This window comes from Pseudomonas sp. R76 (assembly GCF_009834565.1).
GTDB lineage: Bacteria > Pseudomonadota > Gammaproteobacteria > Pseudomonadales > Pseudomonadaceae > Aquipseudomonas.
Window position 1 is genome coordinate 2,638,195 of record NZ_CP019428.1, and the last position, 23,816, is coordinate 2,662,010.

Sequence of the window (23,816 nt, forward strand, 5' to 3'; positions counted from 1 at the left end):
GCTCAGTGGTCCTGTTTACGGTTGAGGGCCAGCGCCTGGGCGGGCAGCAGGCGCACCGCGTCGCCGCTGTGCAGCAGGTGAGCGCCGAGGGCGACGATGGTCTGGCCGGGGGTGAGGCCGCTGTCGATCAGGGCGTCTTCCTGGCCGAGGCTGACGACGTTGACGGGCGCGAAGCTGACCTTGTCGTCATCACCGATCAGCCACACGCCGGTGCCAAGCCCTGCGTCTTGCAAGGCGCCGATGGGCACGCGGGTTTGCTGGGCCTGGCCGTTGCCTTGCAGGCGCACGGTGATGGTCGAGCCGAGGGCGAAGCGCTCGACGGCGCCGTGCAACACGTAGCGCGCGCGGTAGGTGCGGGTGGTCGGGTCGGCGCTGGCGGACAGCTCGCGCAGCGTGGCGGTCACGGCCTGGTCCGGCGCGCCGAAGGGGAAGGCCAGGGCTTTTTGCGAGGCTTGGTCGCGCTGGTTTTCCGGCAGGTTGACGATGGCTTCGCGGGCGCCGTCATGGGCCAGGCGCGCGACGATTTGCCCTTCGGCGACGACTTGGCCGCGGTCTACGCGCACATCGGTGATGATGCCGTCGCCGTCGGCCTTGAGCACCGAGTAGGTGCGGCGGTTTTCGATCTGGCTGGCATCCGATTGCGCCGCAGCCAACTCGGCTTCGGCGACGCGCAGGTCTGTCGCCGACTGGTCGAAGATCTGCCGCGACACCGCGCCGGTGTTGGCCAGGCGCTGGTAGCGGTTTTCATCATCTCGGCGCTGGCGCAGTTGCGCCTGGGCGGCGTTTACGCGGTTCCTGGCCGAGCGCAGGGCCAGTTCAAAATCGCCGATGTCCAGCACCAATAGGGTATCGCCATGGGACACATGCTGGCCGGGGTCGACCTTGCGTTCGATGACTTTGCCGCTGACCCTAAAGCCCAAGTCGCTTTCGGTGCGTGCCGCCACCACGCCGGTATAGGCGCTTTGTTGGGTGCCGGCCGCTTCCACTTTGGCGGCCAGAACCGGACGCGGCGGTGGCACTTCGGCGGTGGTGTCGGCCTGGCTGTTGCAGCCGCTGAGGATGATCAACAGGGCCAGGGGCGTGAGAAGACGCGGGGTAAGAGGGTTCATGGCGGGCTCCAGGAGGGTGACCATTAGGCAAAAAATTACGGACATAATTTTTTACGCATATTATGGTCGAAATATAAATTAATCCAGCCCCCGGATATTCCTCATGGCAAACGCCCCGGCCCCCTCGCGAAGCGTGTTGTTTTTACTGGTGGCCCTCACGGCACTGGGTGAAGTGTCGACCCAGCTGATCATCCCTGGCCTCGGCGCCATCGAGCAGGCGCTGGCGGCGCCAGCAGGCTTGGCGTTGATGGCGCTGTCGGCGTTTGTCGCTGCATTCGGCCTTGGGCAGTTGCTGTTCGGGCCACTGTCGGACCGTATTGGCCGCCGCCCGGTGCTGATCGGCGGCCTGGTGTTGTATGTGCTGGCGACCTTGGCGATGTTGCTGGTCAATGACATCGGCCAGTTCATCGCCGCCCGCGTGCTGCAAGGCCTCGGCGCCTGCGCTGCGCTGGTGTTGGCGCGTACTGTGGTGCGCGATGTGTGGAAGGCCGAAGCGGGGCCGGCACTGGCCCTGACCATGATCGGCATGCTCTACGCCATCGTCGTCGCGCCGATGATTGGCGGGCTGCTGATCAAGCTGCTGGGCTGGCATGCGCCGATCGTGCTGGCGTTGATCATTGGCAGTGTGGTGCTGGTGTGGGCGCTGCTGTTCTTTCGCGAGAGTAACCATTACCTCGACCCCAAGGCCGGCCATTGGCGCACCCTTGGCGGGCAGTACCTGGATCTGCTCAAGGGCCGTCAATACCGCGCATACGCCGTGGCCCTGGCGTGCACTTATGGCGCGATGTTCGCGGTGATTGCCGGGTCATCGGCGGTGTTTATTAACCTGCTGGGCTTCAGCAGCCTGGAGTACGGCATCAATTTTGGCGTGATTGTGTCGATGCTGATCGTCGGTTCCACCTACACCCGGCGCAACATCTTGCGCCTGGGGCCGCAGCGGATTGTAGCGATGGGCGTGACGCTGGTGGCTATCGGCGGGATCTCGGCGGTGCTGGTGTATGAGCTGTTCGGCCTGTCGGTGCCGGGCGTGGATATTCCGGTGGCCCTGGTCACCCTCGGCGGTGGCCTGGTGTTGCCGGGTTCGGTGACGGGCGGGGTGATGCCCAACGCACACCGCGCCGGTTTGGCGGCGGGGTTGATGGGTTTTTCGCAGATGTTCGGTGCCACGTGCAGCGGCCTGTTGCTGAGCCATTTACGCGATGGCAGCGCCACGCCGATGATCATTATTCAGGCCAGTTTTGCGGTCACGGCGTTTGTCGCGTTCCACCTGCTGCGCCAACGCCCAGTCAAGGGATTGTCCTATACGTAGGACGATCAGGGCCGCTTTTGCCGGCTAGTACTCCAAGGCTGGCGGACTTATGGTGTAGCCAACCTGGAGGAACACCATGAAAAAAATCATCGGTATCTACACCAGCCCCCGCGCCCATTGGGTCGGCGATGGCTTCCCGGTGCGCACGCTGTTTTCCTACGACGCCATGGGCAAGCACATCAGCCCGTTCCTGTTGCTGGACCACGCCGGCCCCGCCGATTTCACGCCCACCGAACAACGTCGCGGTGTAGGCCAGCACCCGCATCGTGGCTTTGAAACCGTGACCATCGTGTATGACGGCGAAGTCGAGCACCGTGATTCGACCGGCGCCGGTGGCACCATCGGCCCTGGCGATGTGCAATGGATGACGGCCGCTAAAGGCATCATCCATGAAGAGTTTCACTCCCAAGCCTTTGCCCGCAGCGGCGGGGCGCTGGAGATGGTGCAGCTGTGGGTCAACCTGCCAGCCAAGGACAAAATGGCCGACGCCGGTTACCAGACCATTGTCGACGGCGATATCCCAGTGCTGCCGCTGGCCAACGACGCCGGGCAGTTGCGCCTGATTGCCGGTGAATTCGCCGGTACTCAAGGGCCGGCGCGTACCTTCACGCCGATTGACGTGTGGGACTTGCGCCTGAACGCGGGTAAAGCGCTGACGCTGGACCTGCACGCCGGGCGCAATACCGCGCTGGTGATTCTGCGCGGCACGGTATTGGTCAATGGCGAGGAAGTGGCGCGCCAAGGGCAACTGGCGTTGTTCGAACGCGACGGCGAGCACATCACCCTGGAGGCCAACGACGACGCCAAGGTGCTGCTGCTCAGCGGTGAACCGATTGATGAACCTATCGTCGGCCATGGCCCGTTCGTGATGAACACCGAGCAGGAAATTCATCAGGCGTTTGCTGATTACCAGTCCGGCCGTTTCGGACAAATGCAAATCTAACTGCTCGCCGCAAGACCCTTGTGGGAGCGGGCTTGCTCGCGAAAGCGGTAGGTCAGTCAAAACTTCTGTGACTGATACACCGCCTTCGCGAGCAAGCCCGCTCCCACATTTTGCTCTGCGCTATACCCGACATCTCCGATTCATGCGATCTTCTGAGCATTCGCCCTGGAGTCGCCTGGATGCCCTCATTTATCGCCGATCACCCGATGTTATGCGCCGTGGCGCTGATCTTTATCGACATCGCCGTGTGGCGCCTTATTTCCGCCAACCTCGCCAACTGGAAACTGGCGGCGCGTCTGGCGATTTTTGCCGTGTACAGCGCCGTGCTGTTCAACGACGGCATGAACCCCATGCAGCTCGCGCCGTATGCCGACAACACCGCCTTGCACCTGGCGGCCACGGCGTTGCAGATCGGTTGGTGGCTGTTCGCTGCGCGCACCCTCACGGTGTTGCTCGGCACACTGATGATGCAGCGCGTCGGCCACGGCGGGCGGCTGTTGCAGGACTTGATGGGCGCGGTGATTTTCCTCATCGCGATCATCGCCGCCATGGCCTACGTGCTCGACTTGCCGGTCAAGGGCGTGCTCGCCACCTCCGGCGCGGTGGCGATCATCGTTGGCCTGGCGTTGCAGAGCACCTTGAGCGACGTGTTTTCCGGGATTGTCCTCAACACCACCAAGCCGTATCAGCTGGATGACTGGATTTCCATCGACGGCACCGAAGGCCGCGTCACCGACATCGACTGGCGCGCCACGCGCCTGCAAACCTCCCAGGGCAGCATGGCGGTGATCCCCAATTCCCTGGCCGCCAAGGCCAAGATCATCAACTTTTCGCGCCCGGCGGACATGTTCGGCCTGGCGGTCAGCCTGCAAGTCAGCCCGCATGCGCGCCCGCAAACCGTGATCGAAGCGCTGGAGCGCGCCATGCAAGGTTGCCGGCCGCTGCTGGCCAAGCCTGCGCCGAGTGTGGCGTTCAAGACGTCCGCCAGCGGCGGCGTCGAATATGAAATCAGCGGCTTTGTGCCAGCCATGACCCTCAAGCGCGAAGTGCGCAACCAGCTTTACGACCTGGCGTTCCGGCATTTGCAGGCGGCGGGTGTGGGCCTGTTGTCCGCCACCGAAGGCAACACACCGGCGGCGTTGTCCGGGGCGCGGGCGCTGCTGGAGCGTTCGTCGATTTTCTCCACGCTGCGCCAGGAAGAGAAAGACACCTTCAGCCAGAACATGACCCTGCACACTTACCGCCCCGGCGACATGATTCTGCCGGCCGGTGAGGTCAGCGATCATTTGTTTATCGTCGAATCCGGCGTGGTCTCGGTGATGTTGATCAAGGGTGGCCACAAGTTCGAAGCGGGGCGCATGGGCCCGGGCGAGGTCATTGGCGAAGCGGGCATTCTGTCCGATCAGGCAACGCTGGCGGACTTTTCCGCCAAGACCTTTTGCACGCTGTACCGCATCGAGAAGGAATACCTGAAACCCTGCCTGGATGCGCGGCATGACATCAGCGAGGCGATGAAGGCGCTGCTGGATTTCCGCGTGCATGCGGCGCAGGCAATGACCCAGGAAACGCCCGTGGTGCCGGTCAAAAAAGGCTTTTTACAGTGGTTGCGCAGTCGCGGGCTTTAAGCCATTCAAGGCGCCCTCGCGACGCGGTAGCGCTCATCGAAATCATCCGCCAACTGTCGCTTAGACGCGGTTTCCATCCACCAACTGTTGGAACAGCGGCGTCAGCAAATCGATCAGCACCTGTGGATCAGCCTTGGCCAGCGCCGACAGTTCCAGCATCTGGCGCATCACTTGGACGCCTGACACCAGCGCCATCACCAGCGCTGCGCGCTCTTGGTGATGCGCGCCCTGGAGCGTGGCGGCCAGTGTAGCCTGGTGACCTGTTTCGATTTGCTCGCGGCCAATCGCCGCCGCGCGCTTGTTCGACGCCGCGTGCAGCATGATCAGGAAACCTTCCAGCGGCGTGCTGCCGGCTTCAGTGAGGCTGACCAGTGCGGTGGCGAGCGTGCGGCCGAGGTTTTCTGCGCTGAGGCTGCCTTGCGTCAGGGCCAACGGGCTCGCCAAGGCTTCGGCGACTACTTCGGCAAACAGCTGCTCCTTGGAGGCGAAGTAGCGGTTGACCAGCATGACCGTCACCCCGGCGCCGGCGGCGATTTCGCCCAGCCCGGTGCCGTCGTAGCCTGATCGGGCAAACGCCTTGCGCGCAGACAACACAATGGCGTCGCGGGTGACGGCGGCATCGCGCCGGCGAGGAATGGGGTTGGGCATGGGCGTCCTGACATGGCTGGAAACGGTGGGCGCGCAACCGGTGCGCGCGCACAGGGTACAGGGTCTATTTGCTGTCGAGGAAGTCCAACAGTGCGGCATTGAACAACGCCGGGTCTTGCAGGAAGGCGAAGTGGCTGGTGTTCGGCAAAATCAGCAGCCCGGCGCCGGGAATGGTCGCGGCGATGTACTCGGTGTGTTCGCGCTTGATCGCTTCGTCATGGTCGCCGTCCACCACCAGGATAGGGGTCTTGATGCTCGCCAGATATGGCGATTCCTTTTTTGCAGTGAGAAAGCGCTGAACTCCAGCATTCGGGTTCGCCTGGAAAATACGCATTTTTGTCTATCAAACTGCGCCCCATGAAAGAAAAAATACAGGTATATCAATGGAATAAAAGCGTCTAAGGGCTCAGGGTGATTTTCTTCAATACCTCGCCCGTTCAGCCCTTTACCGTGATGCCATCTTCGCTTGGCATAACAAAAAGGAACCGCAATGAGCTTGATCATCTCCATGGCCGCCTTCGCCCTGGCCACCTCCATCACACCGGGCCCGGTGAATGTGGTCGCCCTCAGCGCCGGTGCGCGCTTCGGGTTTGCCGCCAGCCAGAAACACGTGTTCGGCGCCGCCGTGGGCTTCACCTTGCTGCTGGTGCTGATCGGCCTGGGCCTGCATGAAGTGCTGGTGCGCTGGCCGATCCTGACTCAGTTGATCCAGTGGGGCGGCGTGGCGTTTTTGCTCTACATGGCCTGGAAACTGGCGGTGGACGATGGCCGCCTGGATGCCGACGGCACCGCCACCGCGCCGTCGATGCTCTACGGCGCAGTCATGCAATGGCTCAACCCCAAGGCCTGGCTGGCTTGCGTGGCGGGCATGGGGTTGTTTGTGGCCGATGGCGACGCCGGCCAAGTGTGGCTGTTCGCAGCACTGTACCTGGTGATCTGCTACCTGTCGGTGGCGTGCTGGGCGTACGCCGGGACTTTTTTACGCCGCTACCTGAGCAACCCGCAAGGCGTACGCCTGTTCAACCGCTCAATGGGCGCGTTGCTGGTGGCCAGTGTGGGTTATTTGCTGATGGCTTGAGCAAGTCGCGGTACTGCCCCGGCGTGGCGGCGAAATGCTGTTTGAATGCACGCTGGAAATGCGCCTGGTCGGCAAACCCGGCGGTCAGCGCCACATCGGCGATCAGCTCGCCGTTGCGCAATTGGGTGCGGGCAAACTGGATACGCCGGTTGACCAGAAAGGCATGCGGCGTGAGCCCGTAATACTGCTTGAACGCGCGGATCAGGTAAGACGGCGACAGCTCGGCCGCCAGGCAAATCTCTTCCAGCTTCACCGCCTCGGTGCAGTGCGCGCGGATGTACTCGGCGGCGCGCTCCAGCTTGTGATTGACCTCGCGCACCGGCGTCAGCGAAGGGTTCAAACGCTGCTGCACTTCGGTGAAATAACTCACCAGCGCGCTCTGCTTTTGCAGCAGCTCGGCGTGCTCATCCAGCAGAATTGCGTAAAGCTCGATCAAGCCGTTGTACAACACCGTGTCGCGGGTGTGGGGCGTGTTGAAGGGGCGGTAACCCTGATCGGTGCTGAAGCCCAATTGGTATTGCAGGTCCGTCAGCCACGGCGTGTCGAGGTAAATCATGTGATACGACCAGGGCTGATCGTAGATAGGGTTGCACGCATGCACGTCGCCGGGGTTCATCAACACCACCGTGCCGGCGCTGATCTCAAAGGTCTGCTCGCCGTAGTGGTAATAACTGCGCCCGGTGGTGATCGCGCCGATGGAAAAATGCTCGTGGGCGTGACGCGTGTAGGTGACCTTGCGCCCATCGGCGATGGTCCGCGCCTCGATGAACGGCAGGCGCGCGTCACGCCAGAAGCGCGGTGCAGTAGCGGCGGTCATGGGCAGGCTCCCTTGCGGCGATCAAATACGCAGGAGAGCAGCCTTATACAAAACCCGCCATTGTTCAAGCCTCAACCCAGTATCAACGCCACATCGCGCAGGTACTCCGCCCAAGGGTCGCGGCCGCTGGCGGCGGCTTGCAGAGTGATCGGCTGCCGGGCTTTGGCACGCCATGCCAGGCCGTCGTGCAGCAGGTGGTGCTCGATAATGATCCTCGTCAGGGCCTTGGAGCGTGCTGAATCGAAGGTGCGCGGCACGCGGCGGCCCAGGGCATCCTGGGCGGGAATGTCAGTTGCTGCAGGCAGGTCGCGGTCGAGCCGGCTGATCAGCAGGTCAGTGCTGGGCGCGGTAGCGGCGATCTCGGCAGGCATGGCCCCGTGGGCATACGCCGGCCAGTCGAAACGCATCCACGGTTGCGGGGTGGCCGCTTTGACGGCGTGCATGAGCTGCGCGTAACCAATGTCGCGCCGAGGCCGGATCAACAGCTGTCGAGGGAAGCATTCATAGAGGTGTTCATCGCTGTAATAAGTGACATACACCAGGATACCCAGCCGACCTACCTCGGCGGGCGTGTCGGCCCGTGAGCTGGCTCGGCTCAAGGTGAAAAACTGCACTTCGCCATATTCCAGGGCTTCGCGCCGTGGCAGCGTCAGGTCAGCCAACCCGCACCGGATGGCCTCCCCGTAGGCTGCCTGCAACTGCTCAAGCTTCTGATTGAAGGCGTTGGCAAATATGCCGTTGATCTGCCCGAGCAAATAAAAGCGCTTGGCCATTTCCCGGTACTTGATCGCTTTATTTGAGGAATGCCAGCGGTTTGAAGTGACGTCCAGGCTCGCCGCCATATGCAGGTCGACGAACGAGTATTTGGGGCCGGTATGCACCCCTTCGAACTGGCCCTCTTCGGAAAAGGGCGAGTGCTCCGGCAGCCACATCAATACCGGGGTTTCGAGCAAATCGTTGTCGGGATAAACCCTGCGCAGATCCTCCAGTGCGGTCTGGCGCAACGTTACGATGGGCTTGGCAAACGCCTGCAAGGTCGACGTCAGGCGGGCACGTTGACCGTTCAGGGCCGTTAATGCGCGGGTAAATTCGAGTGCGTCATAGCGCGTCTTGGGCGCCAGCACGCCGTTGGCCACCGCCCAGTCCAGGATCGGCCCTTTGGCTTCGCTGCCGGCGAGGTAGGCTTTCCAGCTGTTCTCCGGCGTGAGGTTTGCCAAGGTCATGGTGTGTTCGTAGTTCAACAGGCGCGAACTTCCGGGAACGACTTTTTCCATCCAGGCAACGCGGTGACGCAGCAGAACCCAGGCCTGTGAGCTCAAGTAGGGGGTTATTTCAGGTAGGTCGCGCACCAGCAACTGCGGGCTTTTTTCGCAAAGCACCAGGTGCGCGGCCAGGGCTGCGACCAGTGGGCTAAGCCCTTGCAGGCTGACTTCAATCTGGTAACGCACGAACGACACCGGCTCGCCCCAGCAGTCGGCATCGTGCCAGTCGAAGTAATTGAGGCGTGTGGGATGGGCTTGCGGCTGGGGATCCAGGCTCAGGATCAGCGCGGCCAGGATCAGCCCGTTGCGGCTGCCGTGCCACTGCAAGGCGGTCGCCAGTGCTTCACCGAGTTGCTGGGCCAAGGGCGATGCCAGCAGGCGCACCATCAGAAAGTCTGCTTCGGCGCGCACATCCGCCACGGACTTACCGGCCAGCCCGTCACGCCCGAGGTACTCGAACAGCGGCACCGCCTGGCCGGCCATGAACGTGGCGTTGGCCGTCAGGATCGGCTGGCGATGCAGCGCCAGCAGCTTCCACGCCGAGGGCTGAGCATCGTCCAGCGGTTTGAGCGCGCGCCAGTAATAGTGTTGGCCGGGTGGAAACGGTGGGCTGAGCTCCAGGCGCCGCAGTGTCTGGCGAGCCTCTGGCAGCGTGTCGGGCAGGATGACTTTGTACATCGTCAGGGCCTGGCCGAGGCTGATCAGGCCGTTGGTGCGCAGATCACCACCGGTCTTGGCCGCCAGTTTCTTGAGGGGGCGCAGCAGCGTGGCCAAATCGGGCTCGTTCATGACGGCATCCGTGAGGAGTTTCCAATGGCCGTCCAGGTCGATTGCGCCAACGCTACCGGATGCATCCAGCAAAACATGGCTGCTGGGCGCGATGCGTTCGCGCCTGCGAATGGCCAGGAATGCGGGGTCGTCAGTCAGCACACGCAATCTTGCACAGGCTTTGTTTACGACCACCTGGAGGGTGTCCGGGTCGCCGCTGATAAACATCCCAAGCCCGTCTGGCCCTTGTAATACCCCACCGCTGATCACCTTGGCCAGCGCACTGCAGAGGGTGAAGTGGTCATTTAACAGACCCACATATTGAATAGCGTAATAAAGCTCAGTAAAGGCGCGCGCCGAGCTGAGCACTACCGGCACCGCCGGCGCGGGCCATTGGCGCAGGCGATGCGCCAGGGCGTTGGTCGCTGGCGCATCCAGCGGAGGGGCGATGGCGTAGGCGTGCAATGCGGCGGCAACGCTCAGGCTTTGGTCCGGGTAGATATCAATGTGCAGTTGTTCGCTCAGCGCTACCAGCCTGTGCCAGCGCGCATCCTGTGTGACAGCCACCTCTGGCTCCAGCTCGCCCTTATCGTCACGCCCGGCGACACAGAGCCGTTTTCGTTGGTAGTCGAAGTACGTGGAGCCCGATGCTTCTGTTGTTGAACACGGATCGCTTTCCGCGTTAATCGCCTGTAATAGGGCCGCCGCCTCCTTGAGGTGCCTGGCCAGTCGCGAGTCCGACGTTAACTGCAGGCGGCGGCGATAGATATCCAACCCTAAGAAGCTGTCTTGATCCTCAGCCAGAGGGCGCAGAACGTCGGCCAATTGCAGGCAGTCGCGCGCCTGTTCGCGCAATTCGGCGTAGAGACTCGATGTGCTGCGGCCGCTGCTGTCAAACCCGGGGAAGCCCTGCAAGGCACGCAGCTCTTCGACGAGGGTCAGTGCCTGGAGGCGATTGGCGGGCACCGGCAAGCCATGGAAAGCCAGTGTCAGATTCAACGGCAAGGTCAGTGCTGTCAGGTCTGTTGCCGCGTCAATGTAGGGCCAGCCCAGTGTCATCGGGTCGACCACGTGGCAGATGTAGATGATCGGGTTGGCGAGTGCCCACCAGGCCGACGCATCGGCCAGGTTGAGCACCTTGAGCTGGCCGTGCGCACGAACCCGCAACGTGCTGCCCTGCAGGCGCAGCGTGTTTAGATCAAAGCCCTGCGCGCGCGCCCAGGCGATAAAACCCTTGCCGTTGATGGCCTTGATGAACACCTTGCACCACTGGCCCAGCAGTGAGTGCTCGGCAATCGGCACCGGCCGGGTGGGGAGCGACAATGCCTGGCCCGCTGCGGGGGAAAGCCGGTTTATCAATTGCTCGAGCAACGCCTGGTCACCTGCAACGCGCAGGGCCTGGCGCTCGTTCAAGTAAGTGGCCGATGGGTTGTAAGTGACAGGCAGCGCGGTATCGTCGAGCGATGTGTCCGACATCTGAGCGAGGGCGCGAAAGTCTTCCATGAGGACGGTTCCGGGTTGAGGAAACCCGGATCATCCCACTGCGCCAAAGGGGCTCAGTAGCAGGTGTTTCCGCAATGGCCGTGGCTTGTATCCACCACGGCCCGACGTACAACCCCGACGCTCAAAGCGGCTTGCACAAAAACACCCGGCTACTGCCCGCAGGCGTGCAAGGTATCTCGCCAAACCGCACCCACCCATGCTTCTCGTAAAACCCCGGTGCCTGGAAGCTGATCGTGTACAGCACCGCATTGAGGCAACCCCGGCGCCGCGCCTCGTCTTCGAAAGCCTGCAGCAACTGGCTGCCCAGGCCCGCGCCGCGCAGGGTGTCGGGCAAGTGGAACAGGTCGAGAAAGGCCATGCCCAAGGAGGTTTTGCCGGTGATGCCGCCGAGGATTTGCCCGGTGGCGGGGTCTTTGATCAGCACCGTGAGCGGCCGGCGATCATTGGCGCCGGTGACGGCTTCATTGAAGGCGGCGAGGCCGCTGCCAAGCAGGTGCTCGGCGTCGGGGTTGGCGTGGTCGCTGATTTCAATCAAGGGTGCGCTCATCCCTGCCTCTCGATAGGTGCTTGTTGGGCGGTAGGCAGCAGCGTTGCTGCGCGCCATACCGCCGGTTGGGTTACGCCTGCGGGCCAGCCTTGGCCTCGTAATCTATGGCTTCGCGGTAAGGATCGCCAAGTGGTTTGTATTGGCCATCGCCGGCGTTTTGGGTGGGTTGCCAGGTTTGTGTGGCGGGGTCGAATATTTCGGCATCATTCCCGGCATCTTCATCATTGGGGTTGATCCTTGGTTTGTCGATGTCGATGTCGGTTGGTTCAAGCTGGTTGTGAATGTATTCATGCCATGCTTTGCGGGCTTGGTAGGCAAAGTCATCGTTGGCGTTCTGGGTGGGTTGCCAGGTTGGGTCGCCAGGGAGGGATAATCCGGCACTATCATCTTTGGGGTGAGGGCTTGGTTCGCCGCTGTCGAAATATTCTACTTTAGGCGGCATGAAACGTTGCTCACGCAGTGAGCCGAAGTGCGAATAAAGATCATCGCTGTCGATCCGGGGCAGGTGTACATGCTCGTAAATCCGATCATGCGGAAATCCACGTGGCTTGTCCGCCTTAATGATGTCATCACCGCGCCCGTCTTCAGCAGGCGTGGGTGTTGGTTTTTCATTGCCGTTCGTGTGGGCTGCGCGGAAAAAATTCGCCAAAGCTGCAGACATACCGACTGAAACCATGATTTCACCTCTCTGATGTTAAAAAAATATCAGCCAACCCTTTTGTTGACTGCTCGAAACCCAAGTTACCGAGCAGTGGAAGGGCGTTCAATGAGGTGATTTGGAGAGGATGTTACGGAGCAAAACCCCACTCGCCAGGCTCACAATGTGAGCTGCGGGGCTGTAGGCCGAGGCTGAAAACCTCGTTTGACGTTTCACGTTAATCTCCAGAGGTTGGCCCGAGCGACAAGGTTCTTACGTGCTGAAATACAGTTGCCCTTTGAGCGCCGGGCTACCGTCACAAATCCCGACACACAAAGGCGCTGAGCACTTGAATCGGTTAAAGCGCCATCACCATCTCATGCCACGCCATCCCGCCATGATCCGACGGCGAAGGCTGCACATAGGTGTAACCCATGCGCGTGTACAACGGCACGTGCTGCTCCTTGCACATCAAGTGAATCGTATGCTTGCCCAGCGCGCGCATGCGCTGCACAAACTCCGTCATCAACAGCTTGGAATAACCCTTGCCCTGATGCGCCGGGTCGACCACCACCGACATGATCACCACATTCGGCGCCTCGGCCGAATGCCCTACCAGCTCCTTGAACGCCTCATCCGAAATCACCACCTGATGGGCGCAGCCGCAGTTGATAAAGCCCACCACCGCGCCATCCGCCTCCAGAATCAAAAAGCCCTCGGGGTACTGCGCGATGCGTGTGGCGATCTTTTCCAGGGTCGCGGCTTCGTCGCCTTCGTAGGCAGTGATCTCGATTTCAAAGCAGCGCGCGGCGTCGGCGGGCAGGGCGTTACGGAAGGTGAGGGCGGGCATGGGCGTTTCCTGGTGCGATAAACGAAGGGCCACATGATAGGCATCGGTAGAGAGCACCGCCAGCGGCTTCCATAGTTGGAACGGCACGCTTTATCCATCATGAGGAGGGCTAACGAGTTAGTGAAATCAATTCATTTTCTCTCAAGCAATGTCGCTGCCTACAATACGTCTTAATTATAGTTCTTATAAATATCATCGAGATCAAGGCGTGGCGTCGGGCTTTATCTCAGGAATCAGAGTGTCAGATTAAAATGAATAACGAATTTGCATTTGCGATCAAGCGCATTCGTTTCGATGAGGATTATCACCCCTCCGAAAATACGCGCATTACCACCAACTTTGCCAATTTGGCCCGGGGCCAAAGTCGCCAGCAGAACCTGCGCAATACTTTAAAGATGATCGACAATCGCTTTAATGCCCTGGCGCATTGGGATAACCCCAAAGGCGATCGTTATGCTGTCGAGCTCGAGATTATTTCCGTCGAGATGAAAATTGATGCTGATAACAAGGGCAATGCCATCCCTTTAATCGAAATACTCAAAACAAATATCGTTGATCAAAAAACCAACGAGCGCATTGACGGCATTGTCGGCAATAACTTCTCTTCCTACGTGCGGGATTATGACTTCAGTGTGCTGTTGTTGGGCCACAACAAAGGCCGCCCCGAATTCAGCACGCCCGACAATTTTGGCGAGCTGCACGCAAAGCTGTTCAAGTGTTTTGTGAATTCAAACACTTACAAAGCTAATTTCAGCAAGCCGCCGGTCATATGCCTCAGCGTGTCGAGCAGCAATGTCTACCATCGCACCGAAAACCAGCACCCTGTACTGGGCGTTGAGTACCAGCAGGACGAATACTCGCTGACGGACGAATACTTCAACAAGATGGGCCTGAAAGTGCGCTACTTCATGCCACCCAACAGCGTTGCGCCGTTGGCATTTTATTTTTCCGGTGATTTGCTCGGTGATTACACCAACCTAGAGCTGATCAGCACCATCAGCACCATGGACACGTTCCAGAAGATCTACCGCCCTGAGATCTATAACGCGAACTCCGCAGCCGGTAAATCCTATCAGCCCAGCTTGCAGCACCAGGACTATTCATTAACGCGCATTGTTTATGACCGAGAAGAGCGTAACCGCCTGGCGATTGAGCAGGGGCAATTTGTAGAGCAGAACTTTATCAAGCCCTATCAAGCTGTGCTTGAACAGTGGTCCGCTCATTACGCGCTTTGACGCATCAAAAAATACAAGGTCATCTGTTATGAAAAAATTACTACCCACGTCCACTGCCGGCAGCTTGCCTAAACCTGCCTGGCTCGCGCAGCCTGAAACACTGTGGTCACCGTGGAAACTGCAAGACGAAGAATTGATTGAAGGCAAACAGGACGCGCTGCGTTTGGCCTTGCAAGAACAACAACACGCCGGCATTGATATCGTCAGTGATGGAGAGCAAACGCGTCAGCACTTTGTCACCACTTTTATCGAGCACCTCAGCGGCGTCGATTTCGAGAAGCGCGAAACCGTCAGAATTCGTGATCGCTACGATGCGAGCGTGCCGACCGTCGTCGGTTCGGTGAGTCGCCAAAAGCCCGTGTTTGTCGAAGACGCCAAGTTCTTGCGCCAGCAAACCAATCAACCGATCAAGTGGGCGCTGCCAGGCCCAATGACCATGATCGACACGCTTTACGACGCCCATTACAAAAGTCGTGAAAAACTCGCCTGGGAATTCGCCAAGATTCTCAACCAGGAAGCCCGCGAACTCGAAGCGGCAGGCGTGGATATCATCCAGTTTGACGAGCCCGCCTTTAACGTCTTCTTTGATGAAGTGAACGAGTGGGGCGTCGCCACCCTGGAAAGGGCCATCGAAGGCCTCAAGTGTGAAACCGCTGTGCACATCTGCTATGGCTACGGCATCAAAGCCAATACCGACTGGAAAAAGACCCTCGGTTCTGAATGGCGGCAATATGAAGAAGCCTTCCCCAAACTGCAAAAATCCAGCATCGACATCGTCTCGCTGGAATGCCACAACTCCCACGTGCCGATGGACCTGATTGAACTCATCCGCGGTAAAAAAGTGATGGTCGGCGCCATCGACGTAGCCTCCAACACCATCGAAACCCCCGAGGAAGTCGCCAACACCCTGCGCAAGGCACTGCAGTTTGTAGACGCCGACAAACTCTACCCTTGCACCAACTGCGGCATGGCGCCGTTATCCCGTGGCGTCTCCAGAGGCAAACTGAACGCGTTAAGTGCCGGCGCAGACATCGTCCGCCGCGAACTCTTGAACCAGCGCTGAGCCAACCTCAAAAGAGCTGCGCGGGGAGGGTGAGGCGGTGGATTGAAACATCACCGCTTCAAGCCTTCGACCTGCACCCAAAAGCCAGGACTTACCATGTCACTTCCCAGTACTGCCATCGAGCCCCTGCACTTTCGCGAAGCGCTCGGGCACTACGCCTCCGGCATCACCGTGATCACCTCGCACCTGGAGGGCGAACCGATCGGCTTCACCTGCCAGTCGTTCTACAGCGTGTCCATGAGCCCGCCACTGGTGTCCTTCAGCGTCATGTCCACCTCGGCCAGCTACCCCAAAATCCGCCAGGCCGGCCGCTTTGTCGTCAACATCCTCTCCGGTGAACAAGTCAAAATCTCCAACCAGTTCGCCCGACGAGGCACCGACAAATGGCACGGCGTCGACTGGCAACCATCGCCACTCGGCAACCCCATCATCGCCGGCAGCCTGCACTGGCTCGATTGCCAAATCCACGCCGAACACGCCGCAGGTGACCACCTGATCGTCATTGGCGAAGTCAAAGCGCTAAGCCTGCAAGACACGGCGGCTACGCAACCATTGCTGTACTTCAAAGGGCAATATTGCAACCTCGCCGCCCATAGCGTGGGTTGAGCGGTCTAGCAAGGCCCAGAGACTAGAAAACCCGCCAAAGCGGGTTTCCTCACAGCTCACATCACATCAACTCACCGCAGCCACATCAAACCCCCGCCGCTCCATCACCGTAAACACATCCGCCACATCCTGGACCATGATCCGAGCGGTATTGGCGACGGTATTGATGTCGTGCTCGGCGTAGTCGGATACGTTGGAACAAGCCATCAAGTGCAGGTAGGCGAGGGCAGCGTTCAGGCGCTCGCTGGCGCAAGCGTGAAGCTCGCGGAGCGGGGCGTCGCTGTCGATGAGGAGGACGGGGTAGTCGGTTGCGGTTTGGGACATGGGGGTGAAGCGGCGGGGTGGGTGTTGAGTAGTCATGGTGTAAATCCTCAAGAAAAAAGATTTACCACCGGCTCTGCTGCGAAACAGATTGGGTGGCAGCTGTGCGCGGGTTCGCAGACCGGACGATTTACACCAAGACCCGGCAGACCCGAAGGTCTCCCACGCACAACCGCCATAAAACATTCGGCAGCCGAGAAGCGGCTGGGGCATGTCTGACGGTATTGGTGTGAATCGTTTTAGGGCTGCGAAACCCTGTCGCTGACCGAGGTCAGCGACGGGCCGAACTATAAGGTTTGGTTAGCCAAGGTGCAACCGAGAGGATGTATCAGGCCCGACCTACCATCTTCCTCCGCCGTTTATCGGGCGATTGGTCAGGCTTACAAACCTGTTCACCCATCTGCATTTGGCCTGGCAAATCGTTTGCACTGGGGTTTACCAGTAAGATTGCGGACATGATTGGCAGAAAAGGACCGATTGGTTTCTTGCCTAACGGGACGAAAATCGCTGAGAACCGTCGAACGTGAAAAGTAGCTAACGGCGATGAGCAGATATTCGTGTCGGTCAGCGATCACCTCAAAGCTGCCGTACTCTAATTTCCAGAGTGTAAAAAAGTCATAGTAAACAGCATCGGCATAACGGTGATGTGGCTGGAATCACAACGGAAGGCGAGCGACGAGCGTTTCAGTTTTTTTCGCATATTGAGCTTGCATAGCTTGGTGTGCCGCACGGAAAGTGCGGCGCATCTTGGACAAATGATGAATCAATCCATACTCGATACGGCGGCAACTCCAAACCATCTTATAGCAGTTGCTAAGGCTTTCTCGCTGGGGTTCCGATAATAAACGACCAAGCTTTTTTTAGAACGCGTACTGCAAACATAGAAAAGCTTCTTTGTTCTTTCAAGGACAGATGGGTTGCCCGCTTCTTCGAAGAGATAATTAAAATTATATTTGCTCCATCTTCCGTTATCTAATACAACAAGAACATTATCGAATTCAGCCCCTTTTATTTTGTGCTGAGTGGAGAATGGGGTGTAGCCTTCTAAGTATTGGTATAATTTTTTGAATTCAGCAAATCTAACCTCTCTCACTCTGTCGTAAACATAGCAGTTACGTGCTATAAAAACCGAAAGCTTATCATCCTTTCTGCATATCCCGAGTTCATCAGCTCTGTCGATGACTGTGCCGATTGTTGAGTTGGACATTTCTTTTAATTCATCGATGAGATCCTTAAGTCTTCTCTTGTCATCGATTGAGCGTATCTTAAACTCCGAGCGCTTCAGAAACTCATTGTATTTTTTGCTTTCGTAAAGGTTCACCATATGTTGAATCTTGAATAAGTGTCTTATCAAGGCATCACGTTTACTACCAGCCTTTGAAGATCCGTTTGGATCATCTTTTTTATCGTCTACAAGGGCGTCTTTAGACAAGTATATACGCCTGAAAACCTCATACGGCTCGGCAAGTGCGCGTTCGTACAGATCGCGATGCAGGTCTATAAACTGCTGCATCCCCGGTGTAGGAGATAGATTCGCTTTGTCTGCTGGAAATGTATCAGTTAAATTTTGTATTACCTGTTCGAATGTAAAGTTCGAAAAGTCCGTGGGAGCTTTTCGAACTTTGATAAATTTCTTTATGCGGTCCCGAAATTCGAGTACTTTATCGCCATCATATATTAGCATTAGCTCAGGAAAGCCTGCTTTAGGTGCGATCAAATTATGAGTTAGGTTTAATTCTTTATTTTCTTTGCTTTGGCTGAAATCCCAGCCCAGCGAGTCTTTAACTTGCTGCAATTGATCATTTGGCCCTTCGGTGTAAATAAACTTAATTTCGCCTTCTATAATTACGCCGTCTAGCATGTTGGGCGCATTTGCGTCGAGTGAAGCTACTTGCCGCAAATTGTCAGTTCTCAACCTGTTGGCAAGCTCAAATACTAACCTTGGGTTTCTTCGATTTTGTTCTTTCTTTACCTCGTAGACAATTTTTTTCTCAATATATTTGTCTAGATTTCCAACGCCGTCGTCATAAATTGACTGCATCGCATCCCCAAAGAATCCGACAATATTTCTCTTCACTCCTTGCTGGAAATGCTCAAGAAATATTTCAATCACCGATGCTGACGTGTCTTGATATTCGTCGATAAATATAAATTTGTATCTGTCTTTTGCTATGTCACAAAGTTTCGGGTGGGAGCGGAACATTTCGTGAGCGATAATGAGCAATTCGTCATGAGATATAATGCCTTCTCGGACTAATGTGTATTCTTTGTACTTGACCTCTTTCCCTTTCAATGCAGAGGGATCAAAGTCATCGTCCGGATTTATAATAGAATCAGGGTCTTCACTCTCCAAAGACTGTATCAACACATCCATAAGCTCTGATCTGTATGGGCGTATTAGATCCCATAAAAACTCATGAATCGTGCCTACGTGCAGCCTTTGATCAGTTATGCGGCTACGAATTTCTGCAACCGCAGCATTTGTAAACGTCATACAGGCAATAGTACAATTCAAATTTTCGATTAATACTTGTCTTATACACTGTACCAGTGAATAAGTCTTGCCACTGCCTGCGCCCCCGCTAAGCAAGAAATTTTTCCCGTCATCAATTAATTTAAATATCTCCTGGACTTCAGGTTCTAAGATTAACCTTGCTTCAGCCATTTTAGAGCCTCCTTTATGTAGCTAGGGGTGTTCCAGTTGGAAAACTCAATGTCCACTTTGATAGGTTTGCCTGTTTGTGCATCTGTAAGTGTTAACTCATGTGTCGTGCTATTTAATAGTACTTCCATAGCGAAAGACGGTTTGCTACCTATTGCTTTTTCAGCACATGTGTAGGCGTCAGTGACGGAGTTTGCAAAGTCTTTTAGATGTTTTTGGACTAGTGAAGGCAGTTTTATCTTTCCGATAAATTTGTTTTGTTCATCGAAGGTTAGGCCTTTTATAAAATCTCTATTTATGTGAAAAAAAGCATCCTCGAAGCTACGTGCGTGGTAGCCCTCATCTAGCGAATTTTTTTCTTCGGTTTGATATGCGCAAAGTAGCTCCCCATCTGCGCACTGACGCCAAGGAGTGTCAGTTTTTTTTGTTAGTGTTTTATTTGTCATCTTGAGAGCGCTGTAAAATGCTAAATCGTCAGTATTATAGAAAAAAACCAAAGATGCATTGGTGGTGTGAGTGCCTTCGGCAACCCGGCATTTTTTAAGTTCAGTTTTTGCTTCCCCCTGCTTGTTAAGTTGAGGCTTGTCGTGTTCATCTAAATCAGGGAACTCTTTGGCTGAATCAATATCAGTGATAATGAGGGAGCGGACACCAATAAAATTAACAAATTTCTCAAAAATATGTGAGTACGCACCAACCTCAATCATTGAGATGTTTTGGGATAACAGCGGAATCTGGCTTGTCGAGCCAGACGTAATATCCTCTATTAGATCTTCCTGATCAATTTTCATCATCATTGCTGGAAGTAAAACTCGCTCGGTATCACCCTCGATAAAAATTGCTTTGTCAGCAAAAAACAATTCAGATCTATGAATTGTAAGGTACTGTTTCAGAAAGGTATAATGCTGTGAGTCACCATAATAATCTTTAAGGTCTTTCAAGTTTTTGGAGGTCACACACCCATCTTTCTTCTTGAAGTATTTAATATCTTCAAAGTCGCTTTCGGAAACTATATAAGACGAATGGGTACTCAATATTGTCTGGAGAGTTCTGACAACCCCGTCGGTACGGGTAATTCCTGGTCTCAATAAAGACTTAATATTTTTTATGAAGATTCTTTGGAGTTGAGGATGTGTGTGGGCTTCAGGTTCTTCAATAAATAGTAAGTTGACGTCGGAAGGTGACTCGCTGATATCTTTATGGAAGTCATGAAGCTTGAGCTTGATCTCAAATATCATGCTAATGAGATTGAGGTATCCCAGACCATTGTAGTTCTCAGGCAGGTCGTGCTCACCCCCCCCCAATCCATACATGACTGTAGTGTTTTCCTCCAAGAGGTCTCGATGTTGCAGTGATGATACGATTTTTATTATTGATTCGTTCTGGTTTATTCCTCCAAATTTTTTTACATCGTCAATTACGTCTTCAAATATTTTTTCATACACTAAGTTAAGCTTGTTGTCAGTCGTGGTTAATGTGTCCTTAAAATCTTCCACAACGTTCTGATCTGGATTGCCAGACTCAAGTTTCTTGTAAATTTTGGCGGACAGTACGGAAAGCGAATTATCAGCGTCTTTGTTAGACACGTTTCTACGTGCGCTAATCCATTTGAAATTTATTATTTTCGATAGGTTGATGCCTTCAGCATCTAGGTCGACGAAATCCGTGTCGTCTTCTAAGTTCGATTCTATATCGAATCGCAGACTGCGTCTTGATATTGAAAAATATTTGCCGTGTGATTCTTTCAGGTGATCAAATAGGTTTTTGTAAGGTTTTCCTTCAGCTAGTTTTTTAGATCTTATATTGTGGAAGTCGGTTGAAAGACTTTGTATGTCCTCTTTGTTGGCTCCATACTCAAAAGCCAGAACCACATATTTGTTTTCGGGGTCAAGGTCCATTATCACCTTGTCGCCGATGTGCTCAAGATCATCTTCGTCGTCATATTGGATGAATATTTTTAATGATATTGCTATCCGCTGATCATTAGGTGATGTGCCTTCGACCACTTTCAAAAGAAGATCTTTTGTGTCGCTATTTAGATCTTCAAATGTAAATGTATTTTTTGTTGAGTTTCCGCCAATAAATTTTTCTAGACATAGAAGAAATGACGTTTTACCACAATTATTTTTGCCGATTATTAACGATAAATTCTTTTCTATATCTACAGTCGTTTTCTTTAGTAGCCTAAAGTTTTCTACAGTGATTTTTGTGACTCGCATTACGACTTCCTTTCATCAGCGACATATATTTTTTTGCAGTGCTACTCTCACGGCCCTCTGAGCCAGCATTAGACTAACCAGCAGGTCCGTGCCGGTGAGATTGCGTTATAGATAAACTCAATTGTTTTTAAGTCTCATACCTCATCAGTGCAGTCAGCTCCCCCAAAAATAAATAGCACGGTGATGGCACATTAGACCTATAGAAATTTTAAGGCAAGTCGGGCCTAGGCTCTGCTGAACGCGGCGCTCACTGGCGTTCTATCCGTAGGCTGTGGGTTAAGGAAAAAAGGGAAAAATTTATCTGACCTCTATTAATAAGATCGGAAATCAGCCAGCAGAAAACAATCGCCACGGATGGCCTTGGTAGCTTGTTGCGCCGAAAATAAACCGGATAGAAAAAGTTAAAGGTTCATTTCCCATCGGCTTGAGAGTCCATTCGCCCACCGCCAAAGTAATTCATAAACTCCCGCATTACCGCCGTAACCACCTCCTACGAAGCAATCTCCCAAAACCTTCTCTCCCCCAAAACCGGCTCCAACCGCTTGATAAGTTCCTGCGCCGTATTGTGCTGGCCCGTACGCAACCAGTGCCTGAACATATCCTCGTTTTCCTGCCTCGATAGCTGCGCAGCCTGGAGCAGTTTGAGTGCGTATCGGTAGTTCAGCGGCCACAGCTGCTTCAAAAAATCGAGTCTCTCAGCAATGGGAAGCCCCACTAACCAGCGCCTCACATCCTTATCCATCTGAGCAGTGCCAGATCGGGATGCCACCTGTTCCGGTGTGAAACGAATGTCGTCCATGGTGTGCGAGGCCGAAGAGATCTAAGGAAGATTTCATTCTGTCCCAAGCACAGGAATAACGGGCAGCTTTATTTTATCGCTCATACGGCACTCAATTTCGCAGCCCCTCCAAAAACGAAAAAACCACCCACACCCCAGCCGCAAAGCCACGATATGGATGGTCCCTTCAATCACTCTCAAACCACTACATTCAGCCACCTCAAACCCCGTTTTTCAATGCCCGCTTTTGGCGGTTAGCTACACCTCGTGTAAGGCAGCTTTGGGTCGTAAGCCGCACCATGGGTTCTTGCTAGCGGCTAGAGCGCAGTCATGACTTATTTAACACTTCATAACCACTCCTGGAGAACTGCACCATCTTGCCGATCTCGGTCTTAGGGTCATCCAAGAGTCCGCCTAGCCTTCCAGACTCTGGTCGTCGGCTTTGCCCCCTTCGCAAACTAGGGTCGTTATCAATGAAATGAGCCACATGCGCCAAGCGGTACATGGCATCGGCACGAGATTCAGGGTCTGGATTGTTTTTGGTGAAGTCACCTACGCGCCTTATCAGGGCGTCGCGAATCCTCAGCGGATATCCTTCCTGCGGGTTACGGTCCATTATTTCCCACATAATTCCCGCGTTCAGAATAGGGTTGCCGTCGAAGATATCCGCGGCTGAACGTTGATCGCCTGCGGGACGCGTTTCCTCGCGTGAAGGCGGACTCGACACATTGGCCTCACCGCGTACGGCAGGTTCCGTCCCAAGAGGAGCGTTTTTTTTCTGAGCCGCGTCATTGGCGGCATCCATCAACGCGGGATAACCGCCCCGAGCAAACGCCAATACCAGTCGCGCTTCGGAGCCTTCAAAAGAAAAATACTCGCTCTCCGGGTCTAGAAGCATAGGAACAATGTGCTGTTCGCCGTCGATTTTGCCGTTTCCGGCCTTTGAATCGGCGCCACCCTGCCCGTCGATGAAGCGAAGTACCGCCTCAGCTTTCAGTGCATTAGCCTTTTGAACGTCCGGGGGCAGGCGGTAGTCATCCCACTCACCCGTGTGCGTTTTAAAGGCTTTCAGGTCTTCAGGGTTCAATATGTAGTCAAGATTTTTGAACAACGGGCCCGCCGTAATTTCCGATACCGAACGTTGGTCAACCCTCTCGCCTTGAACAGAAACTGGTTGCTTTGGGCCTGGGGCGACTTTACTAGGTGTACGTTCTGTAACGGGAAGGTTTTGAATTAGGCTGGATATCTGAGTACTCACAGAAGGAATCGTCATATTTACCTGCATTTATAAAGGTTGGATAGGCAGCCACACATAGGCGTGGCCCCACTCTAATTGGTCAGGGCGCAGGAATTGGTTCCGTCTCAGTGGATGGCGCTTCTGTACTTTCCAGAGAAATCCTTGCTGTAGGTAAGATCGGAAGCGCCTTGGGAGAAGGCACAGGGAAATTTCTCTATAGGATGGCGGGGGATTAAATGGTCTTTGAATATATCGGCATGTGCGCTGGGGTCGTCATGATATTAAGCTTCCCGCTCTTTTTTTGTGCCAAGTTCAAAAAGCTCGACGCAGCAGAGCGCTATGTGGAGGGCAGCGCTTACATCACTGTGCACAGGAATATTATCCGTCATGCTCCATTTGATGGAAGGCCTCAGCGCCTGGTTGCTATGGGTATCATCATTCTTATTCCAAAAATACTTCAATGGAGGCGTTTAGTACGGGTCGAGGACGTTGATAAAATTCCACGGCATCTCAAGTGCTGGATGGTCATACCGACACTGATTGCTTTCACATCCGTCACCGTCATGTGTATCAGTTGGCTCTTGATAGAAAACTAAACC

20 protein-coding genes and 1 pseudogene are annotated in these 23,816 nt (G+C 55.4%); 8 read left to right on the forward strand and 13 right to left on the reverse strand.

Annotated elements, in window-relative coordinates; translation table 11 throughout:
- Positions 1 to 2: 2 nt before the first annotated feature.
- Complete coding sequence (locus PspR76_RS12170; protein ID WP_159955499.1) at positions 3 to 1,109, reverse strand: efflux RND transporter periplasmic adaptor subunit; 1,107 nt, start codon at positions 1,107 to 1,109, stop codon at positions 3 to 5.
- Between the two features lie 103 nt (positions 1,110 to 1,212).
- On the opposite strand from PspR76_RS12170, the gene PspR76_RS12175 reads away from it, so the two are divergent.
- From PspR76_RS12175 to PspR76_RS12185, 3 genes are all read left to right on the forward strand, one after another.
- Positions 1,213 to 2,418, forward strand: coding sequence for a multidrug effflux MFS transporter (locus PspR76_RS12175; protein WP_159955501.1), 1,206 nt, complete (start codon positions 1,213 to 1,215; stop codon positions 2,416 to 2,418).
- A gap of 76 nt (positions 2,419 to 2,494) precedes the next feature.
- Positions 2,495 to 3,361, forward strand: a complete 867-nt coding sequence (locus PspR76_RS12180; RefSeq protein WP_159955503.1) for a pirin family protein — start codon at positions 2,495 to 2,497, stop codon at positions 3,359 to 3,361.
- A 179-nt stretch (positions 3,362 to 3,540) separates the two neighbouring features.
- Positions 3,541 to 4,986: a mechanosensitive ion channel family protein gene (locus PspR76_RS12185; protein ID WP_159955505.1), complete on the forward strand. Its 1,446-nt coding sequence runs from the start codon at positions 3,541 to 3,543 to the stop codon at positions 4,984 to 4,986.
- Between the two features lie 60 nt (positions 4,987 to 5,046).
- On the opposite strand, the gene PspR76_RS12190 is transcribed toward PspR76_RS12185, so the two are convergent.
- Both PspR76_RS12190 and PspR76_RS12195 read right to left on the reverse strand, forming a co-directional pair.
- On the reverse strand, positions 5,047 to 5,634 hold the full coding sequence (locus PspR76_RS12190) for a TetR/AcrR family transcriptional regulator (RefSeq protein ID WP_237235752.1): 588 nt from the start codon (positions 5,632 to 5,634) through the stop codon (positions 5,047 to 5,049).
- Positions 5,635 to 5,698: 64 nt separating this feature from the next.
- A pseudogene (locus PspR76_RS12195) lies at positions 5,699 to 5,896 on the reverse strand (alpha/beta fold hydrolase); the annotation flags it as partial.
- A 228-nt stretch (positions 5,897 to 6,124) separates the two neighbouring features.
- Here PspR76_RS12195 and PspR76_RS12200 point away from each other — a divergent pair.
- A complete protein-coding gene (locus PspR76_RS12200; protein WP_159955509.1) occupies positions 6,125 to 6,712 on the forward strand; it encodes a LysE family translocator in 588 nt (195 codons plus the stop codon).
- On the opposite strand, the gene PspR76_RS12205 is transcribed toward PspR76_RS12200, so the two are convergent.
- From PspR76_RS12205 to PspR76_RS12225, 5 genes are all read right to left on the reverse strand, one after another.
- Positions 6,654 to 7,529 (reverse strand): AraC family transcriptional regulator, encoded by an 876-nt coding sequence (locus PspR76_RS12205; RefSeq protein WP_159955511.1) that lies wholly within the window; start codon positions 7,527 to 7,529, stop codon positions 6,654 to 6,656. The two genes, PspR76_RS12200 and PspR76_RS12205, sit on opposite strands and share 59 nt — an antisense overlap.
- A gap of 71 nt (positions 7,530 to 7,600) precedes the next feature.
- Entirely contained in the window at positions 7,601 to 11,062 is a 3,462-nt protein-coding gene (locus tag PspR76_RS12210; RefSeq protein WP_159955513.1) for a hypothetical protein, read from the reverse strand.
- Positions 11,063 to 11,183: 121 nt separating this feature from the next.
- Positions 11,184 to 11,609 carry a GNAT family N-acetyltransferase gene (locus tag PspR76_RS12215; protein WP_159955515.1) on the reverse strand — a complete coding sequence of 142 codons (426 nt, stop codon included), beginning with the start codon at positions 11,607 to 11,609 and terminating at the stop codon, positions 11,184 to 11,186.
- A gap of 70 nt (positions 11,610 to 11,679) precedes the next feature.
- Positions 11,680 to 12,285 (reverse strand): hypothetical protein, encoded by a 606-nt coding sequence (locus tag PspR76_RS12220; RefSeq protein ID WP_159955517.1) that lies wholly within the window; start codon positions 12,283 to 12,285, stop codon positions 11,680 to 11,682.
- Between the two features lie 319 nt (positions 12,286 to 12,604).
- On the reverse strand, positions 12,605 to 13,096 hold the full coding sequence (locus PspR76_RS12225; protein ID WP_159955519.1) for a GNAT family N-acetyltransferase: 492 nt from the start codon (positions 13,094 to 13,096) through the stop codon (positions 12,605 to 12,607).
- A 251-nt stretch (positions 13,097 to 13,347) separates the two neighbouring features.
- Between PspR76_RS12225 and PspR76_RS12230 the strand changes: the two genes are divergently transcribed.
- From PspR76_RS12230 to PspR76_RS12240, 3 genes are all read left to right on the forward strand, one after another.
- Positions 13,348 to 14,331, forward strand: a complete 984-nt coding sequence (locus PspR76_RS12230) for a DUF1852 domain-containing protein (RefSeq protein ID WP_159955521.1) — start codon at positions 13,348 to 13,350, stop codon at positions 14,329 to 14,331.
- Between the two features lie 28 nt (positions 14,332 to 14,359).
- The gene (locus tag PspR76_RS12235) at positions 14,360 to 15,394 is read left to right on the forward strand and encodes a methionine synthase (RefSeq protein WP_159955523.1); all 1,035 of its coding nucleotides are present in this window, start codon (positions 14,360 to 14,362) and stop codon (positions 15,392 to 15,394) included.
- 96 nt (positions 15,395 to 15,490) lie between these two features.
- Positions 15,491 to 16,000, forward strand: a complete 510-nt coding sequence (locus PspR76_RS12240; RefSeq protein WP_159955525.1) for a flavin reductase family protein — start codon at positions 15,491 to 15,493, stop codon at positions 15,998 to 16,000.
- 66 nt (positions 16,001 to 16,066) lie between these two features.
- Here PspR76_RS12240 and PspR76_RS12245 read toward each other — a convergent pair whose 3' ends face one another.
- From PspR76_RS12245 to PspR76_RS12265, 5 genes are all read right to left on the reverse strand, one after another.
- Positions 16,067 to 16,360 (reverse strand): fructose-bisphosphate aldolase, encoded by a 294-nt coding sequence (locus PspR76_RS12245; protein ID WP_159955527.1) that lies wholly within the window; start codon positions 16,358 to 16,360, stop codon positions 16,067 to 16,069.
- Between the two features lie 724 nt (positions 16,361 to 17,084).
- Positions 17,085 to 18,986 carry a UvrD-helicase domain-containing protein gene (locus PspR76_RS12250; RefSeq protein ID WP_159955529.1) on the reverse strand — a complete coding sequence of 634 codons (1,902 nt, stop codon included), beginning with the start codon at positions 18,984 to 18,986 and terminating at the stop codon, positions 17,085 to 17,087.
- Complete coding sequence (locus PspR76_RS12255) at positions 18,968 to 21,202, reverse strand: ATP-dependent nuclease (RefSeq protein WP_159955531.1); 2,235 nt, start codon at positions 21,200 to 21,202, stop codon at positions 18,968 to 18,970. Before PspR76_RS12255 ends, PspR76_RS12250 begins: the two co-directional genes overlap by 19 nt.
- A 490-nt stretch (positions 21,203 to 21,692) precedes the next feature.
- The gene (locus PspR76_RS12260) at positions 21,693 to 22,001 is read right to left on the reverse strand and encodes a hypothetical protein (protein WP_159955533.1); all 309 of its coding nucleotides are present in this window, start codon (positions 21,999 to 22,001) and stop codon (positions 21,693 to 21,695) included.
- 307 nt (positions 22,002 to 22,308) lie between these two features.
- Positions 22,309 to 23,253 (reverse strand): hypothetical protein, encoded by a 945-nt coding sequence (locus PspR76_RS12265; RefSeq protein ID WP_159955535.1) that lies wholly within the window; start codon positions 23,251 to 23,253, stop codon positions 22,309 to 22,311.
- Between the two features lie 200 nt (positions 23,254 to 23,453).
- On the opposite strand from PspR76_RS12265, the gene PspR76_RS12270 reads away from it, so the two are divergent.
- The gene (locus PspR76_RS12270) at positions 23,454 to 23,813 is read left to right on the forward strand and encodes a hypothetical protein (RefSeq protein ID WP_159955537.1); all 360 of its coding nucleotides are present in this window, start codon (positions 23,454 to 23,456) and stop codon (positions 23,811 to 23,813) included.
- Positions 23,814 to 23,816 lie beyond the last annotated feature (3 nt).

What these genes read in the sequence shown, in the direction of transcription:
- PspR76_RS12190 (WP_237235752.1), bottom strand. Translation starts at nt 5,634, where the DNA reads ATGCCCAACCCCATTCCTCGCCGGCGCGATGCCGCCGTCACCCGCGAC.
- PspR76_RS12240 (WP_159955525.1), top strand. Translation starts at nt 15,491, where the DNA reads ATGTCACTTCCCAGTACTGCCATCGAGCCCCTGCACTTTCGCGAAGCG.
- PspR76_RS12235 (WP_159955523.1), top strand. Translation starts at nt 14,360, where the DNA reads ATGAAAAAATTACTACCCACGTCCACTGCCGGCAGCTTGCCTAAACCT.
- PspR76_RS12170 (WP_159955499.1), bottom strand. Translation starts at nt 1,109, where the DNA reads ATGAACCCTCTTACCCCGCGTCTTCTCACGCCCCTGGCCCTGTTGATC.
- PspR76_RS12255 (WP_159955531.1), bottom strand. Translation starts at nt 21,202, where the DNA reads ATGCGAGTCACAAAAATCACTGTAGAAAACTTTAGGCTACTAAAGAAA.
- PspR76_RS12245 (WP_159955527.1), bottom strand. Translation starts at nt 16,360, where the DNA reads ATGACTACTCAACACCCACCCCGCCGCTTCACCCCCATGTCCCAAACC.
- PspR76_RS12260 (WP_159955533.1), bottom strand. Translation starts at nt 22,001, where the DNA reads ATGGACGACATTCGTTTCACACCGGAACAGGTGGCATCCCGATCTGGC.
- PspR76_RS12205 (WP_159955511.1), bottom strand. Translation starts at nt 7,529, where the DNA reads ATGACCGCCGCTACTGCACCGCGCTTCTGGCGTGACGCGCGCCTGCCG.
- PspR76_RS12270 (WP_159955537.1), top strand. Translation starts at nt 23,454, where the DNA reads ATGGTCTTTGAATATATCGGCATGTGCGCTGGGGTCGTCATGATATTA.
- PspR76_RS12180 (WP_159955503.1), top strand. Translation starts at nt 2,495, where the DNA reads ATGAAAAAAATCATCGGTATCTACACCAGCCCCCGCGCCCATTGGGTC.
- PspR76_RS12175 (WP_159955501.1), top strand. Translation starts at nt 1,213, where the DNA reads ATGGCAAACGCCCCGGCCCCCTCGCGAAGCGTGTTGTTTTTACTGGTG.
- PspR76_RS12215 (WP_159955515.1), bottom strand. Translation starts at nt 11,609, where the DNA reads ATGAGCGCACCCTTGATTGAAATCAGCGACCACGCCAACCCCGACGCC.
- PspR76_RS12220 (WP_159955517.1), bottom strand. Translation starts at nt 12,285, where the DNA reads ATGGTTTCAGTCGGTATGTCTGCAGCTTTGGCGAATTTTTTCCGCGCA.
- PspR76_RS12250 (WP_159955529.1), bottom strand. Translation starts at nt 18,986, where the DNA reads ATGGCTGAAGCAAGGTTAATCTTAGAACCTGAAGTCCAGGAGATATTT.
- PspR76_RS12265 (WP_159955535.1), bottom strand. Translation starts at nt 23,253, where the DNA reads ATGACGATTCCTTCTGTGAGTACTCAGATATCCAGCCTAATTCAAAAC.
- PspR76_RS12225 (WP_159955519.1), bottom strand. Translation starts at nt 13,096, where the DNA reads ATGCCCGCCCTCACCTTCCGTAACGCCCTGCCCGCCGACGCCGCGCGC.
- PspR76_RS12185 (WP_159955505.1), top strand. Translation starts at nt 3,541, where the DNA reads ATGCCCTCATTTATCGCCGATCACCCGATGTTATGCGCCGTGGCGCTG.
- PspR76_RS12230 (WP_159955521.1), top strand. Translation starts at nt 13,348, where the DNA reads ATGAATAACGAATTTGCATTTGCGATCAAGCGCATTCGTTTCGATGAG.
- PspR76_RS12210 (WP_159955513.1), bottom strand. Translation starts at nt 11,062, where the DNA reads ATGGAAGACTTTCGCGCCCTCGCTCAGATGTCGGACACATCGCTCGAC.
- PspR76_RS12200 (WP_159955509.1), top strand. Translation starts at nt 6,125, where the DNA reads ATGAGCTTGATCATCTCCATGGCCGCCTTCGCCCTGGCCACCTCCATC.